General features: G+C 66.0%; 18 protein-coding genes and 1 pseudogene. 16 read left to right on the plus strand and 3 right to left on the minus strand.

The genetic code is table 11. From position 1 onward, the window contains the following. The first annotated feature begins 260 nt into the window (after nt 1–260). The 8 genes and pseudogenes from A5645_RS03400 (at nt 261) to A5645_RS03430 (ending at nt 6,740) form a co-directional block, all read left to right on the plus strand. Nucleotides 261–1,469 (plus strand): tyrosine-type recombinase/integrase, encoded by a 1,209-nt coding sequence (locus A5645_RS03400; protein WP_253866839.1) that lies wholly within the window; start codon nt 261–263, stop codon nt 1,467–1,469. 162 nt (nt 1,470–1,631) lie between these two features. After that, nucleotides 1,632–1,865 carry an excisionase family DNA-binding protein gene (locus A5645_RS26785; protein ID WP_253866840.1) on the plus strand — a complete coding sequence of 78 codons (234 nt, stop codon included), beginning with the start codon at nt 1,632–1,634 and terminating at the stop codon, nt 1,863–1,865. A 133-nt stretch (nt 1,866–1,998) separates the two neighbouring features. Then, entirely contained in the window at nt 1,999–3,708 is a 1,710-nt protein-coding gene (locus tag A5645_RS03405; protein WP_065128473.1) for an AAA family ATPase, read from the plus strand. Between the two features lie 426 nt (nt 3,709–4,134). Continuing rightward, on the plus strand, nt 4,135–4,626 hold the full coding sequence (locus A5645_RS03410) for a hypothetical protein (protein ID WP_065128474.1): 492 nt from the start codon (nt 4,135–4,137) through the stop codon (nt 4,624–4,626). Then, nucleotides 4,623–5,114, plus strand: coding sequence for a hypothetical protein (locus A5645_RS03415; RefSeq protein WP_065128475.1), 492 nt, complete (start codon nt 4,623–4,625; stop codon nt 5,112–5,114). The genes A5645_RS03410 and A5645_RS03415 overlap by 4 nt, the downstream gene beginning before the upstream one ends. A gap of 134 nt (nt 5,115–5,248) precedes the next feature. After that, nucleotides 5,249–5,800 (plus strand): annotated as a pseudogene (locus A5645_RS03420) (recombinase family protein); the annotation flags it as partial. A gap of 269 nt (nt 5,801–6,069) precedes the next feature. Then, the gene (locus A5645_RS03425) at nt 6,070–6,306 is read left to right on the plus strand and encodes a hypothetical protein (protein ID WP_065128476.1); all 237 of its coding nucleotides are present in this window, start codon (nt 6,070–6,072) and stop codon (nt 6,304–6,306) included. Then, the gene (locus A5645_RS03430; protein WP_065128477.1) at nt 6,303–6,740 is read left to right on the plus strand and encodes a hypothetical protein; all 438 of its coding nucleotides are present in this window, start codon (nt 6,303–6,305) and stop codon (nt 6,738–6,740) included. The genes A5645_RS03425 and A5645_RS03430 overlap by 4 nt, the downstream gene beginning before the upstream one ends. A 288-nt stretch (nt 6,741–7,028) precedes the next feature. Here the strand turns inward: A5645_RS03430 and A5645_RS03435 are convergent, their stop codons facing one another. Further along, nucleotides 7,029–7,637 (minus strand): Eco29kI family restriction endonuclease, encoded by a 609-nt coding sequence (locus A5645_RS03435; RefSeq protein WP_065128478.1) that lies wholly within the window; start codon nt 7,635–7,637, stop codon nt 7,029–7,031. After that, nucleotides 7,634–8,860 carry a DNA cytosine methyltransferase gene (locus tag A5645_RS03440; protein WP_065128479.1) on the minus strand — a complete coding sequence of 409 codons (1,227 nt, stop codon included), beginning with the start codon at nt 8,858–8,860 and terminating at the stop codon, nt 7,634–7,636. Before A5645_RS03440 ends, A5645_RS03435 begins: the two co-directional genes overlap by 4 nt. Before the next feature lie 108 nt (nt 8,861–8,968). Between A5645_RS03440 and A5645_RS03445 the strand changes: the two genes are divergently transcribed. From A5645_RS03445 to A5645_RS03480, 8 genes are all read left to right on the plus strand, one after another. After that, nucleotides 8,969–9,400, plus strand: coding sequence for a very short patch repair endonuclease (locus A5645_RS03445; protein WP_253866841.1), 432 nt, complete (start codon nt 8,969–8,971; stop codon nt 9,398–9,400). Nucleotides 9,401–9,516: 116 nt separating this feature from the next. Next, a complete protein-coding gene (locus A5645_RS03450) occupies nt 9,517–9,765 on the plus strand; it encodes a hypothetical protein (protein WP_065128493.1) in 249 nt (82 codons plus the stop codon). Further along, nucleotides 9,762–10,430 carry a hypothetical protein gene (locus A5645_RS03455; RefSeq protein ID WP_065128480.1) on the plus strand — a complete coding sequence of 223 codons (669 nt, stop codon included), beginning with the start codon at nt 9,762–9,764 and terminating at the stop codon, nt 10,428–10,430. Before A5645_RS03450 ends, A5645_RS03455 begins: the two co-directional genes overlap by 4 nt. Continuing rightward, nucleotides 10,427–11,218, plus strand: coding sequence for a hypothetical protein (locus tag A5645_RS03460; protein WP_065128481.1), 792 nt, complete (start codon nt 10,427–10,429; stop codon nt 11,216–11,218). Before A5645_RS03455 ends, A5645_RS03460 begins: the two co-directional genes overlap by 4 nt. After that, nucleotides 11,215–11,520, plus strand: coding sequence for a hypothetical protein (locus A5645_RS03465; RefSeq protein WP_065128482.1), 306 nt, complete (start codon nt 11,215–11,217; stop codon nt 11,518–11,520). The genes A5645_RS03460 and A5645_RS03465 overlap by 4 nt, the downstream gene beginning before the upstream one ends. A gap of 20 nt (nt 11,521–11,540) precedes the next feature. Beyond that, nucleotides 11,541–12,092 (plus strand): hypothetical protein, encoded by a 552-nt coding sequence (locus A5645_RS03470; protein ID WP_065128483.1) that lies wholly within the window; start codon nt 11,541–11,543, stop codon nt 12,090–12,092. Nucleotides 12,093–12,176: 84 nt separating this feature from the next. Further along, nucleotides 12,177–12,437, plus strand: a complete 261-nt coding sequence (locus A5645_RS03475; protein ID WP_065128484.1) for a hypothetical protein — start codon at nt 12,177–12,179, stop codon at nt 12,435–12,437. Further along, entirely contained in the window at nt 12,434–13,954 is a 1,521-nt protein-coding gene (locus A5645_RS03480; protein ID WP_065128485.1) for a hypothetical protein, read from the plus strand. The genes A5645_RS03475 and A5645_RS03480 overlap by 4 nt, the downstream gene beginning before the upstream one ends. A 107-nt stretch (nt 13,955–14,061) precedes the next feature. Here A5645_RS03480 and A5645_RS26790 read toward each other — a convergent pair whose 3' ends face one another. After that, entirely contained in the window at nt 14,062–14,811 is a 750-nt protein-coding gene (locus A5645_RS26790) for a hypothetical protein (RefSeq protein WP_436405462.1), read from the minus strand. Nucleotides 14,812–14,953 lie beyond the last annotated feature (142 nt).

Raw genomic sequence — 14,953 nt, forward strand, 5'->3', positions numbered from 1 at the left:
CTGTCGCCGGCGGGCGACCGCTGGCTGTAGCCCCGGCGCACACCCGCAAACCCCCCCCCCCCGCCGGGGGGGGGGGGGCTTTCGCGTCTGCTCGCGCCAGGAAAGGCTCCCCCGGAAGGACTCGAACCACCTGGACCGACCATCCAGAGCAATGCCCCTATCTGGTAGCAAGCCACTAGACTGGCTGCTAGGCGGCTATAAAGCCTTCCGGCATATGTGAGATTCTGTTAGGTTCTGTCCGGTTGTTTATAGCCCATTTATTGCCCGGAACTAGCCCGCAGGAGAGCGCCGAGATGGTCCAGACGCGCAAGCCAAAGACGACTACCGCGCCGCGCACCCGGCGGTCGTTCGGGCGACTCCGTAAACGGGCCTCTGGACGCTGGCAGGCGAGCTACCTCCACCACGGCCAACTTCATTACGCCCCCGCCACTTTCCCCTCTAAAGACTCCGGTATCGCGTGGCTGGATGCTGAGCGGAAATCGATCGACAACGATAACTGGGCGCCGCCCGCGAGTCGTGCCAATAAGGCAACAGCCAAGGCGCTGACTCTGCGCGAATACGCGGAGCGTTGGCTGGCGCAGCGCCCGTTGGTGTCGGGTACACACCGCAACTACGAACAGGCGCTCCGGCTGCACATCCTGCCGGCGCTGGGCGATAGGGCACTCGCCTCGATCACGGCCGAGGACGTGCGGGCCTGGTTCACCGACATGGGCAGCGACCAGGAGACGCGACGTGCTCGCGCCTACGGGGTGCTGACGGCGATTTTCAACACCGCAGTGGATGACGGCCTGATCGACCGCTCCCCCGCCCGCGTCAAGGGCGGCACAGCCGTCAAGCAGACTAAACGCTCAGTGGTGCTGCTGGAACCGGCAGAGCTGGCGATTTTGGCCGACAAGATGCCTGAGTACCTTCGGCTGAGCGTCTTGCTGGCCGGTTGGTGCGGGCTGCGGCGAGGCGAGGTGTTCGCCCTAACGCGCGCCGATGTAGCCGCCGATGGCTCTACGGTCAGGATTAATAAGGCAGTCAACGCGTATGGGTCGAACATCGTTGTTGGGCCGACCAAGACAGCCGGGTCCAACCGGATGGTGACGGTGCCGCCGCACGTCCGGCCAGCGATTCTGGCGCACCTCCAAGAGCACGTGGGAAAGCCCAAGACCGCACTGCTATTCACCGACCCCGAGCGCGGCGGGCACATCAGCGAAGGCCGCTACCGCCCACATTTCTTCGCTGCCCGCGCAGCCATCGATAAAGACGAATTGCACTTCCACGATTTGCGGCACTTCGGCGGCACGATGGCTGCCTACACCGGAGCCACGCTGCGCGAAATTCAGGCCCGACTTGGCCACACGACGGTCAGTGCAGCGATGAGGTATCAGGCCGTTGCCAAGAGCCGCGAAGATGAGATGGCCGACCGATTGTCGGCACTGGCCAATCCGGTGAGCAGTAACCCGCAAAAGTCGGGTAACTAAGCGACACAACATAATCCGTGCGTACATAGTCGTGGACAGCCGCGCGATTCTGCGTGTATTCTGACGCAAGGTAACCGCCCCCCGGCCTACACCTCACTCTCAGCCTCACTCCATTCTCAGCAGCAACGGGGAGACCAACCCGCTATGCGCATTGGAGACCGAGTGAGCGCCGACAACCAACTTGCCCCATCAGTCCGTCAGAAATACGGTCAGATTCGAGCTGCTGAAAACTACACCGGCCTGAGCAGGCACACCCTGCGCGCCAAGGTTGCCAGCGGCGAGCTTCCCGCATACCGAGTAAGCGACAAGCCGGGCAGCGCGTATCTATTCAAATTCAGCGATTTGGATGCGTTGATGAAACCGGTTGTACCGGTTGAGATTCAAGCGTCGAGATAGAGCGCGTGCGTCAAACAATATCGCGCGCAACTCCGTCAATGCAGTGGTGCCGCACCAGCCGCGTGTCTCGCCTCGACGCGATGTGCCGGTGCGGCACCACCTTACGACTCCCCATCGCCACGAAGTAGGAGACATGACCGAGAATACCGCCCCCGGCGGCACCGACACCGCCGACGCCGAGGCCGACGACCTCGCCTTGGTGGTGCCCGCCCGCGTCGCCGCCGAGGTACTGTGCGAGGACAAGCTGTCGCCGCGCGTCCGGCGCGCACTGGGCCAGAAGTCCCTCTATGTCAATGTGGACGACCTGGTGACCTTGGGGCTGCTATCCGAGGACCGGCGTCCGACCGTCGATGAGGCCGACAGCGCGTGCCAGCGCATCCTCCACAGGGGCCTCGATCTGTACGCCAAAGCGATGTCGTTGGACACATTGCGCGGCATCGTTTCTGGTTACGATCCGAGCCGCCAGGTCGCGCTTGCCACGCTGGCATCGGTCGCCGAGGGCGGCAGCGAATACGCCGCGCTGGCGGTGAAGAAGCTGCGGGACCGCAACACCGTCGGCCGTGCCGAGCGACGGCGGGCAGCATTGGCGCTATCGCTGACCGTCGCCCAGTTGTTGGACCTCGGCGCGACCGACGCCGATGCGCGCGCGCTTCCGACCGCCGACGAGAAGTCACAGGCGGCCTCGGTGCGCATCATCGAGAACTGGAACGAGGCTGACCGCACCGAGGCGCGTCGGCCCGCACAGCCCACCGCCGCCATCACGCTCACCAAAGTGTCGAAAGTGGTTCGCCGTCACGCTGATTGGCTGTGGAGCACCGAGGGTCTGGACCCACACCAGCACGGCGTCGCGGCGGCGATGATCCCAATGCACGGACTGACTACCATCGCGGGGCGCGAGCAGGCGGCGAAGTCCACGTTCTGCTGGTGGCTGGCCGCGCAGGTCACCCACGGTTCGCTACCAGGCCACTACGAAGGCCAGCCGCGCGATGTGGTCATCATGGCCAGCGAGGATTCGGAGACGAAGATTCGGCGACGGTTGGAGGCGGCGGGTGCGGACCTCGACCGGGTGTACCTGCCGACCAAGATGACCGTCGACGGCATCGTGCTGCCCATCTCCATCCGCGACGACCTCGACACCATCACCGCGCTGCTGACCGGCATCGAGCCGGGTCTGGTGACCTTCGACCCCATCAAGGATTTTCTCGGCGACGGCATCAACACCGACCGCGAGGACGAGGTGCGGCCTGTACTCACACCGCTACTCAAACTGACCGAGGACTGCGGCACGGCGGTCGTCGGATTGCACCACCTGAACAAGTCGCTCAAGGGCGACTTCCTCACCCGCCTCACCGGGTCGGGGGCGTTCAAGAACGTATCCAGGTCGGTCATCGGCATCGCGCACGAACTGTCCACCGACCGGCGGCTGGTCCAGTTGATGAAGTCGAACGACGGCGAGCTGGCCCGTGCGGCGTTCCAGGCACGGGTTATCGGCGTGGACGTCACTATCGACGGGCGCACCGAGAAGGTTGGCAGGTGGGTCATGGACGGCGTCAGCCTGTCCGACCTTGACACCGTGCTCGCGGCTAGGGAGCAGGGCGGGCGCGGCGGCGCGGCCGGCGAACGCGCCAAGGACGCGCTGGCCAAGTACCTCGGCGACGGGCAGAAGCCGTCCGACGAGGTGCGGCAGGCGGTGGCGTCGCAACTGAACGTGTCCGAGGAGACGGTCAAACGGGCGTTCCGTGAGTTGGGCGGGAAGTCCGCGCGCACCAAGGAAAAGCCATCGCGGACATTGTGGTCGCTGCCAACCGACGCCGACGACGCGGACGGCGACCAGGGCGATTGAGCCGCCGCATCCCGTTCGCGGGGGTGTGCGCGCCGTTTTGACCCAACTAGGCCGTCTCGCCGTATCGTCGCAGGTCACCGCCGCTTTCCTACTTGGGTCAAGCGTTGACCCAGCTAGCCCAGTTGGGTCACATCTTGACCTAACTAGGCGCACCCCCTCTGACCTGCACAAATAGGTTGGTATTGAACGTATTCTCCTAGTTGGGTCGAGAGGTCGCGCGCACCCCTGCGTAACGCCTGCGACGGCGGCGGTGGACCGGGCAGCGGCGGCTGCGGAGCGGTGGCATCGCGGGCGGGCGGTGGCGGTGGATACCAACCCCAAGGCACACCCGAGCGGGCGGCGGAACGCGAATCAGCAACAGCCGCAACCGAGTTGCCCGTAAAACTCGGCATTCTTGATTGCACCCCATCAGGACACAATCAGGACATGGCACCGACGATGAACCGGCAAGACAGCCGGGCACGCGCCGAGGAAGCGTTCCGGCTGCGGGCGGTGGGGCGCACGTGGGCCGAGGTCGCGAACGCGCTCGGGTACCGAGGTCGTCAGTCGGCGCAAGACGCGGTGCGTCGGCTGATGGACCGCACGCCTGCCGAGACGCCCGGCCAGGCACGGGCCAAGGCGGACGAGACTTTGCGCATCACGCAGTCGGTCCTGTTCGGCCGGCTGGCGGCGGCGGCCAAGCGCGGCGACGACGACGCCATCACCGGAATGGCCAAGGAAATCAGGGCCACCGTCGCCGAACGGTCCAAGCTGGCGGGTGCCTACCCCGCACAGCGCACCGAGGTCGAGGTGACCGTCAGCGCCGACCCTGCGGCCGTGATCGCCGACGCTGAACGCCAGCTACTGGCCCTGATCGCCGAACGGCAGCAACCGCTGCCCGTTGCACCGATACTCGACGCGGAGGTAGTCGAACCATGAGCACCCTCACCAATAGCCAGGCCGAAGTCGTAACGGCGGCGATGTCGGTTGCCAAGGATGCCGCCGAGGGCCGGCTAGCGCCGTCCGACCTGGAACATCAGGCCCTGGCCGAGCTGCGGCAGCTGTTCGCCACCGTGGTCGGCGAAGGTGATCCGGCCTGGGCGCTGCACTGTGATGTCGCCCGTCAAGTACTCGCGCTCAGCGGCATACCCGCCGATGAGCTGTCCGAATGGCTGGCCGTCGAACGTCAACGGGCCGGTGACTCCCCGCCCGCGTCCGAGGCTGCCGAGACCATGCCGGAGCCGGTGCAGCTCGCCAGCGTGGCGCACAGACCCGAAGCGGTGGCCGCCGACGCCGGTCCTGAGCCGGCTGCCGAGGTCGCGCCGGAGCCGGTGGCCGACACAAAGTTCGACAACGGCCCGCAAACAGCGCGCCCCGAACGATACGACCCGTTACGCGGTTGGGACGCTGGCGGCAGCCGCCGGTAGCCGTCTATCTGGGCTAGAGCCGTGTGAGACAGCTCCGCCCATCGCATATGCCGTCTAAGTAGGGTGGGTTGCGCTTTGATAGACATTCGTCTAAGTTGAATCTAGAAGTCACTTAGACACCCGAGGGAGCGCACATGAGCAAGGGCCAGACTGTCGGTTACGTGCGGGTTAGCACCGCCGACCAGAATATTGAACGTCAACTCGACGGGCTTCAAATCGACAAGACTTTCACAGATCATGCCAGCGGCAAGGACACCGACCGGCCCGCGCTGACCGAGTGCCTCGGCTACGTGCGAGAGGGCGACGAATTGGTGGTCCACAGCATGGACCGGCTCGCTCGGTCGCTGGTGGACCTGCGCCGTACCGTTGATGACCTGACCGGGCGCGGCGTCTCCGTGCGTTTCGTCAAGGAGGGGCTGACCTTCACCCGCGACTCCTCCGACCCGTGCGCCGTTCTGATGCTGTCGGTGATGGGCGCGGTGGCCGAATTCGAGCGCGCGTTGCTGCTGGAACGTCAGCGTGAGGGCATCGCCATCGCCAAGACCAAGGGCGTCTACAAAGGCCGGGTGCCGTCACTGGACGACGAGAAGGCCAAGGCGCTGGACCTCCGCATGGCCGAAGGGGAGTCTGCCTCCGCGCTGGCCCGTGAGTACGGCGTCAGCCGGGCGACTGTTTACAACACCCGCTGGACAGAGGCCGATATTACTGCGGTAGACGACCTCTACCGGAAGCACGGAAAGAAGATGATCGCCGAGACGCACCCCGATATAGACGCCCTGGCGGAGCAACTCGGGCGCTCACCATCGGCGGTATACATGCGGATGGTTCAGCTCGATTACGCACACCAGGAGCCGGGCGTGTACCCCGGCGTTGTCTGGCACTGGACCAAGCTGGACCGCAAGGTGGCCGACCGCCCCGATGCTCCTGAGCCGACTTGCGCGGGATCGGTCGAGCGATGAGCCGCCAGTCCTGGACCGAGCCCCACGTCACTGCTTTGGACGCTATTTATCGCGAGCACGGCAAGCTCGGGGCCAACCACCCCGAGGTGCAGGCCCTAGCCCGTCGCCAGGGGCGCACCGCCACAGCGGTTGCTGCGCGGCTCAGCAACCTGCACGGCGCGCATACCGAGCGGGGCTGGCCCGGTATCCGCTGGCACTTCACCCGGCTCGACCGCAAGGTTGCCGACCGATGATCCCCGCCAACCTGGTCGAACAGCTGTCCACCGCTCTGGCGCGGTGGGACGGGCGTGGCTTCACCGAGGACGACATGCTGCAGGCCGGCCAAGGAACTCGCCAGCGCCGCGATGGCGGTGCTGACTTGGGACGCTCAACAGTGACCGGCATCGACGGCATCGAATGGACCGGCGATAGCGTCCGGTCGGACATCGCCGGCGACCCCGATGCCTGGCTCCTCGCGGTTGGCTTTCTGGGCAGCGTTCCCGTTGTCACAGCCGAGGCGTTCCGCCACTACGTCGAACACTGGATGATGGGGCCTGGCACGGTAATCGAGGGCGACGGCGCGCTAGTCCACGATTCTTATACCGAGCGGTTCGTGTTTCCCGCTGTCGGTATGGTCGGCGGCGTCGCCGTCTACGCGATTGAGGGGTATGGACATTTCCAGCGCTGACGTGCCGGACAAGCGCCGCGAGCAGGTGGCGCTAGCCGATGATGACCCTAGGCACGGCACGGCCAACGGCTACGGAAATCACGGTTGCCGCTGCGATAGTTGCCGCACGGCTAACGCCGCGACGCCCCGCGCCTACCTCGCCAGGGTCCGCGCCGAGGGACGCGTGCTTGGCGAGCACGGGTCCGAGGTCGCTTACGACAGTGGATGCCGATGTACCGAGTGCCGCGAGCGGCATAACGAGCGGTGGCGTATTCGCGAGCAGGCGCGGCGAGCGGCGCGGTCGGACGGTCAGACCTGATACCGCTGGGCCAGGTACTCGGTCACGTCGGCGGCGACGTTGTCGGCGGTCTCAGACCGGGGTGGGTATTTGGGCGCCCAGGACCGGCCAGGGTGCAACGTGTCCCATCGCGAGCGCACCCCCGCCAGCCGCCCGCCACCAGGATCGTGGTTGCCAAAGCCATCGAGTAGCCCGTTCCAGACCGGGGTAAAACGCGAAATCAACACCGACTCACCCAGCGGTATCCAGATCGGCTCGACCACCAGCCACCGGCAGGTGAAATCAGCGATGTCGAGGTTTTCCGCCGCCTCCACGCTGCGGGCATGCTCACGCAAGCGGTTTGACAGCGCGCGGGACCGGGTGCCGTGCTCGACCGCGATGCCTCTGCGACCGCCTGCCGGTATCGCCTTGCCAACATAGATCGGAATCTGAGCGTCGTACGCTGTGGCGGTCAGCAGTGCCGAGTAGCACGCAATTGGCCCGTTGTAGTAGATGGCGTAGACGCCAGCGCCGTGGAAGTGCGGAACCGCGCCGAGCGGCGTCGGATCGCTCACCAGCAGTTGGGTGGCGATGCTCTTGCCGAGGTTATCCATGTCGAGCGGGTTGAACGGCTGATTCACGCGGGCGTCCGCCGACGCTTGGACTGGCGCACGGTCTTGCGGCGGGCCAATTCCTCGCGCACAGCGGCCTCGGCCAGGTGCTCGGCTACCGATGCCGCGACCTTTTGCGCTAGCAGCACGGGCACGGCATTGCCTAGTTGGCGCATCGTTTCACTCCACGCGCCGTGGAACTGGTAGCGGTCGGGGAAGGTCTGCAACCGCGCGGCCTCGCGGACGGTGAAGTATCGGACGCTCCCGTCGGGCCGCAGCATCATGTTCTCGCCGCCTGGCACGCCGTGAACCCCGGCCTTGAGCGCTTTCGCCGGCGCGTCTATCGCACTGCCCGTATGGCCGGGGTAGGAACGCGCCCCCGACTGCAGAACATGGTTGAGGTGTGCGCGGCTGCCGTTTCGGGTCGGCTCGGGCAAGTTCTTGATCGCGTCGCGCACGGTGCGCCACGGTCGGGCGTCGGGCTTTTGCTCGGCCAGCAGTTGGGCGGTTCGGATTAGCGATAGCGGGGCGTCGGGGCGATGCTTGCGCGCCACCCGGTGACGGTCCCAGTAGTCGCCTGTCACCCACTGCGAATGGGCTAGTGCCGCCTTCGAGTGGTCGGCGTCGGGAAACGCCCATTCGGCCGGGACATCGCTGCGGAAGCCAACGAAGAACACCCGCCACCGCTGTTGCGGCACTCCGTAGTCGGCGGCGTTGACCAGCGTCGGCACCACCTTGTAGGTGAGTTCTTCAAAAGAAGCCGATGTGTGTTCGCGTTGGAGCCGGTGCAGGTGGTCGGTCCACGTCTCGCGCTCGCGACTCACTATCTCGGGGTGCTCAAGGCGCAGCTTGATGTACTCGAAGTAGTTGGCGAACGCCGTCCGCGTCAGACCACGGACGTTCTCCACGATGAACGCTCGCGGTCGCAACTGCCGAATCACCTCGGCGGTGGCGGGGAACATGTCGCGCAGGTCGTCGGCGGCTCGGGCCTTGCCGCCCATCGAGAACGGTTGGCATGGCGGTCCGCCGGCCACCAGGTCAATCGGCTCGCCGATTGTGGACCAGTCGACGCCGCGCACGTCACCCTCGGCGACCTGCCAATCGCGCACCAGCGGATAGTCGGCGGCGGCGTTCTCCCGAAGCGTGTCGCACGCCCATCGGTCCCACTCGACCACGCGAACGGTCTCGAAGCCCGCTAGTTTGCAGCCGAGGGCCAGCCCGCCCGCCCCCGCGAACAGTTCCACCGAACGCACAGCCGAAACACTATCTCGCGTGCTGCTGGCACCGTCCGAGGCGCGCTTGTGCGGTTCTGTCGGGTTATGTCGTGCAGTCTCGCTAGCTATCGGCGGTAGCGTCGGCGGGTGCCGTCGGACTCATGGGCGTCATCCGACGCCGTGCGCAACATCATGCGCGCCAACCGAGGGCGCGACACCCGCCCCGAGTTGGCGCTACGCCGGGCACTGCACGCCGTCGGATTGCGCTACCGGGTCAATACCCGGCCGATTCCTGACTCTCGGATGACGGTCGACGTGGTGTTTCCGAAGGCGCGCGTTGCGGTCGAAGTGCGCGGCTGCTTCTGGCATGGATGCCCGCAGCACCACCGCCCGAGTCAGCGCAACGCCGAGTTCTGGGCTACCAAGATCGCCGGCAACGTAGAGCGTGACGGCCGGAAGCACGCGGCGCTGGAAGCGAACGGCTGGGCAGTGGTGATCGTCTGGGAACACGATGACATCGCCGAAGCCGTCGAGCGCGTCGCAGCGGCGGTTCGTGACCGGCGGCCCGGTCGGCCCTGACCCGTTGAGTTACCCGACTATTACGGGTAATACGTTGTGCCGCAGCGTGTTTCGCGACACGCCGACCGTCACAGCGTGGCAGCGTCGGTGCACCCCGACCTGTCATGCTGAGTTCCATGACCGCATTGGTAGCTCCGGCCCTGACGCTGGCCGACCCGGCTGCGCGCACGCCCGCGCAATGGTCCGGTCGGCTGGCGGCGTACCTCGCTAGGGGTCGTGCCAACGACGACCCCGAGGTGGTCGCCTGTCGGCAGGCGTTGGCGTTCTGGCGCGCACGCCGTGCCATCGACGCCGAGGCCGGCCAGATCGCGCCCAACCACCTCGACGCCCTGACGGCCCGGTTGCGTGAGGCGGTGATCGCGTGATCCCCAACGCCCGCAACAGGACACCCGCGTTCCTTGCTTCTCAGCGTCCGCAGGCCGCGCCGGTCTATACCCAGACGGAGCTGCGCGACCGGCGGCGGAAGGTGCTGCCGATCTATGCGTGGCCGGCTGACTGGTCGCTGACCGCCGAGGTGGCCGCGATCTGCTCGCAGCTGGCCGAGCGTGTCGCCGACGCGCCGAATCCGGCCGCCTATCTGCGCGCGGTCGTCGAGCTGGCCGACGCCGTGCATCAGGCCGTGCACGTCGTGGTCGGGTTGCTCGCGCAGGCCGACGCCGAGCGCCGGACCCGCCACCTCGGGACCGAGGACCGGGGCCGCAGCATCACCGCCTTGGTCGATCTGACCCCTCGGCCCGCAGCGCCCGAGGTGACCGCCGACATGCTGGTTTCCGGCACCTGGCCGGCCACCCTGGTCACGCTCGCCGAGCCGTACGACACCGCCCTGGCCGCGCTGCTGGGCAATGCGGCAACACCGAACGTTGCCGACCGGCTGCTCGCGGCGTTGTCGGAGGTGGACCGCGCAGCACTCGCACTGACCCGCCGGCTCGACCGCGACCGGGTGTACCGAATGAACCGCCCCGACCACCGCACCCTGTCGCCGGCCGACCGCGCCCGCGATGAGCTTCGAGAGCTGGGAGTCCTGCAATGACCGCACCACCCGTCGAGACCTACGGCAGCTTGCTCCCGGTGATGTTCGACGCGCCGCCGGTCAACCCCTCACCGCAAGGGTTGTACCAGGTCACAGCGTGGTCCGAGGTGACCGGCCCGACCCGCTTCCTGGCCGGCGTCGAGGTGCGCGGCCCCAACTTCGGCGGCGAAAACGCCTCGGGTGTGTGGGGCACCGACTGGTGCCCGGTCCCACCGTTGAACAACCCCGAGCGCAAGGAAGGCGACCGGCCCGGCATCTTGGACCCGTTCGCGCCGATGACCGTGTGGGCCTACGACGAGTGCGACCTGACGGCCCCGAGCCGCGCCGAGGTCGAGCGCCGCGCCGCTCAGATTCTGCGCCTGCAGGAACAGACCGCCGTCGAGCATGAATTCAGCAACCGGCTGCTGACCGACGCCGGTACGCCAGCATCGGCGGATGATCTGCAGTGGGCGGTGGCCACCCTCGAAGCCCAGCTGGCCGAGGTCGGGGTGCTCGGATTCATCCACGCCAGCCCGCATTTCGCGGTGTACGCCGCTCAGGCGCAATTGCTGATCCGTTCGGGCACCAAGCTGACGACTCCGCTCGGGCACACGTGGGTCTTCGGTGGCGGCTATGGCCCTGGTCTGCAGAGCACCATCGTGGCCACCAGTCAGCCCTACGGCTGGCGGAATGAACCGCAGCTCAGAACCGCGATTGACCAGGAACACAACATCTTCGCCGCCGTCGCTGAGCGCACGGTGGCCATCGGATACGAGGCGGTCATCGGCGCGGCGACGGTAGCGCCGTGAGCACCGCAACCATCGCGAACGCCCGGCCCGACAATTACGCCGGACCGCGCTGCGAATCCTGCGGCGGGCCGTGCTGGCGGTGGAAGGGCAGTGTGCACGGTTACACCTGCACGACCTGCCTGACGGCCTACCTCGATGCCGGCGCGGCCAGGGCAGCCGAACGCGACCAGCGCGAGCGTGCCCAAACGCTGCGCAGACTGTTCGGCAACGACACCCCGACTCCGGTCACTGCGGAAGGCCGGCGTCGGGACGGCGGTGGTCTCGCGTTATGTACCGCACCCCGTCCCGGCGTCGGTCAATAATCGAAAGGACAAGCAGCACAATGCCGTTGACACTGGCTGACATCACAGCCGGCGAACGTGAGCACCTAGAAATGTGCATCCACGAAGCCGCGCACTGTGTCGTCGGCGTCGCCCTCGGTGCCGAGCTACGAAGTGCCGTGGTCGCCCGCAGCCGGGTCACCGGCCTCGAAGGGCTGACCACCTTCGCCGACCGGCCCCACGGAACCGATCCGCTGGTCGCGTACGCCGGGCCGTGGGCACAGGCGCGCTGGCGTGCCGGCCGGCGACCGACGCAGCGGGAGTTTTACGCGGTGTTGGACACCACCGGGCATAAGGACAGCCGGGTGTTGACCGCCGCTGGCGGCACGTATGCCGGTGCCGATGTCGTGCCATTGGTGGAGCGGTGCTGGCCGGCGCTGGCCCGCACGGCTACGCGGCTTCACCGGGCCGGCGAAGTCCACCAGGCCGACGTGCTCGCGGCGCTGGGCATTACTGACGGCGGTGGACCTGGCAGCACCCAGCTCGCGAATCTGCGGGCCGGGTTGCGCGCCGTGCCGCCACTCGCCACCAGGAAGCCGGTATTGGCCCAATAGCTCCCGCTCAGGCCGAGCCTCGGCGGCCTGAGCGGAGACAACAACGACACCAATGACACCAACGACACCCACGAGGAGCCCACCATGTCCGTTGCCAGCATTCCTGCAGTCGATCCGTTCCACGACTTCTGGCTGCCCGATTACTGCCCGCACTGCAACCCTGCCGGCCACCACGCAGACAGCTGCACGCGCAGGGCCACGCAGACCGAGCCGGATGCCATCACCTGGCACGGGGGCAAGCGGCTGATCTGCGAGTACTACTGCGACCAATGCGGCCACCAGTGGAAGCGCGGCGACCTCTGGACCGCCACGGAAGCCGGCTTTGAACCTGGAAAGGCATCATGACCACCCTGACCGGCGATTCCATCGCCGCACTGACCGGTGCCCGCGCAATCGGAGCTGCCCGCCGGCGGCGGCGGCCCGAATCACCCGCCGAACTAGCCCAGCGGCTGATCCCTGGCTACGTAGTGACCCCAACTATCAAGTTGCTGTCTGACGAGCTGGTGCGGGCGGTGACCGAACCAGACTCGCGGCTCATCGTCACGACACCGCCCCGTACCGGGAAGTCAGTGCTGGTGAGCCAGGTGTTTCCGGTCTGGCAGCTGTCCCGCGACCCCGATAGCGAAATCATTATGAAGTCCTACGGCGACAGCCTCGCCGAAGAACATTCCGCCGCTGCACGGCGGCTGATCGCGGAGAACCCCGGCGTCGTCGGCGTAGAGCTGGCACCAGACAAGCAGGCGGTCGGTCGCTGGCGAGTAGCTGGCCACCGGGGTGGCATGTTGGCGGGCGGAATCCTTTCCAGTACCACGGGTTTCGGTGCCAACGTGCTGGTCGTGGATGACCCTGTGAAGGGCGCACAGGAGGCCGACAGCGACGCCTACCGGCGGCGGCTGGTCGCTGAGTTCAGGGCCTCGCTGATGACCCGGCTTATGCCTGGCGGCAGCGCCATCGTCGTCCTGACGCGCTGGCATGAGGAAGACATCGCCGGGTCGTTGCTGGCCGAAGCCGGCAGCCGGTGGCGGTGCGTCAATATCCCGGCGGTCTCCACGGCAGGCGTGCCCGACGCGCTGCACCGTGAGCGCAGCGGCGTGGCGATGACCAGCGCCATCGGCCGCACCGCTGAACAGTTCCGTTCGATAGAGGTCGAGGTCGGCTCCCGTGCTTGGGCCGCGATGTATCTGGGCACTCCCAGCGCGCCGGAAGGCGGGTTGATCAAGTCGGCGTGGTTCGATGACTGGCGGCTGCCGGCAGCGCCAGCGGGAGCGATCAAGATAGTCGTCGGTGTCGACCCGGCCGACTCCGGTGAAGGTGACGAGACCGGCATCATCGCCGCCAGCCTGGCAACGGATGGGTCCATTGCGTTGATCGCTGATGTGTCGGGTCACTACACGAGCGACCAGTGGGCGCGCCGTGCCGTCGAGCTGGCCCGCGATGTCGGGGCCAGCGAAATCGCCGTCGAGGCATTCGCCGCGCGGGCCACCTACACCCGGTTGGTTGTCGAAGTGCTGCCCAAATACCGGCTGAACCGCCCCATCAGGGTGACCGGATGGCCGCCGAAGGGTACCGACCGGGGTAAGGGTGACGCGGTGGCCCGTTCTACGGGCCTGCTGGCCGCGCTGGAAACCGGCCGGTGCCGGGTCGCTGGATACTTGCCGGACTTCGAGGCGCAGGCCGTCACGTGGGAAGCCGGTCAACACCAGCCCGACCGGGTGGCGGCGGCGGTTGTCGCGTATGACGTGCTGGCGCACTCTATGGGCCAGCAATGGGCAATCGTGTCACCACTGGATATTGAGCGGCGCGTCCGCGAGGGCAAGATCGGGCCGCCGCCGGCGTGGATGCGCCGTCGGATCGACAGATAGTTCGCGAAGCGGCATCGCAGCGCGCCGCCAGTTGATCGCCTAAGAATCGGCGCGGCATCGTTCAACACAAGCCGCGAGTGCGCCTATGGGGCAGCGCCGGACCGGAACTAGCTCGAATTCGTCAGCAGATCGCGAAATTTATCGTGATAATAGCTTGCCCACACATCTTTAAAATCTACAGTGGTTAACATGAGGTGAGTAATTGTTTGCTGAAAACTGTTTAAATCCACTACGTCGCCGCCAAGCAGCGGTTCAATTCGCCAATGTAGGTAAGCCGGCACACTCTTTCCGCTGACTAAGGTGCGGTGCGCACTACGCTTATACATACCTTCGACCCGGCTCCGAACCCAACGTTCGATAGTGGCAGGGGTTTGAGGGTGTTTTCTCGCGCGTACATCTGCGGTCGCAGTGTTCAACTTCGCGACATCTATGCCACCGTACTTGTCGATATTGATAGTTGAAGGCTTATGCGCACGGACAAGCGGACTGTGCGAGCGCATAGCAGCCGCAAGACAGCAAAGCGTAATCCATTCTTTCCACGCCAGCGCAAGATCCTCCACAAAATTGGTCAGTTGGTTTGCAAGAATTGAGGCCTTCGACATTGTCAGGGACAGAGATACACACAGTGCGCGAGACAGATCGCCGTGAACGAATACTTCGGCTTCCACATCATGCGCCTCGGTATAAATAATGTGCGGGTTGTGCTTCTTGCGGGAGAGAACGCCATCGAAGTCGGCGTCAAGAGCGAACGCCACGCAATGTTGCACTCGCTTTGTGTTCTGCTTTAAACGACCACGTCGACGCAAGACATCGAAAATCTGCACCGCCGATTGCTTCCCACCAGACTCAGTCCACACTTCTTCGCATAATATTATTTCGTATCCACCCTGCCGAGCCTCATCATTCGATCTGAGTAAGGAATCATAGAAAGGCCGATCCATTCGACGCCCTTCGACGACCAGAAATAACCGCTTTCTGCTCAACATGACCCGACGTTCA

Origin of the sequence: Mycobacterium asiaticum, from assembly GCF_001673635.1 — a bacterium.
GTDB classification, from domain to species: Bacteria; Actinomycetota; Actinomycetes; order Mycobacteriales; family Mycobacteriaceae; genus Mycobacterium; species Mycobacterium asiaticum_C.

Excerpts from the sequence above, each read along its gene's own strand:
- A5645_RS03475 (WP_065128484.1), top strand. The coding sequence starts at position 12,177 with ATGTCCGTTGCCAGCATTCCTGCAGTCGATCCGTTCCACGACTTCTGG.
- A5645_RS03470 (WP_065128483.1), top strand. The coding sequence starts at position 11,541 with ATGCCGTTGACACTGGCTGACATCACAGCCGGCGAACGTGAGCACCTA.
- A5645_RS03425 (WP_065128476.1), top strand. The coding sequence starts at position 6,070 with ATGAGCCGCCAGTCCTGGACCGAGCCCCACGTCACTGCTTTGGACGCT.
- A5645_RS03480 (WP_065128485.1), top strand. The coding sequence starts at position 12,434 with ATGACCACCCTGACCGGCGATTCCATCGCCGCACTGACCGGTGCCCGC.
- A5645_RS03460 (WP_065128481.1), top strand. The coding sequence starts at position 10,427 with ATGACCGCACCACCCGTCGAGACCTACGGCAGCTTGCTCCCGGTGATG.
- A5645_RS03450 (WP_065128493.1), top strand. The coding sequence starts at position 9,517 with ATGACCGCATTGGTAGCTCCGGCCCTGACGCTGGCCGACCCGGCTGCG.
- A5645_RS03430 (WP_065128477.1), top strand. The coding sequence starts at position 6,303 with ATGATCCCCGCCAACCTGGTCGAACAGCTGTCCACCGCTCTGGCGCGG.
- A5645_RS03405 (WP_065128473.1), top strand. The coding sequence starts at position 1,999 with ATGACCGAGAATACCGCCCCCGGCGGCACCGACACCGCCGACGCCGAG.
- A5645_RS03410 (WP_065128474.1), top strand. The coding sequence starts at position 4,135 with ATGGCACCGACGATGAACCGGCAAGACAGCCGGGCACGCGCCGAGGAA.
- A5645_RS03415 (WP_065128475.1), top strand. The coding sequence starts at position 4,623 with ATGAGCACCCTCACCAATAGCCAGGCCGAAGTCGTAACGGCGGCGATG.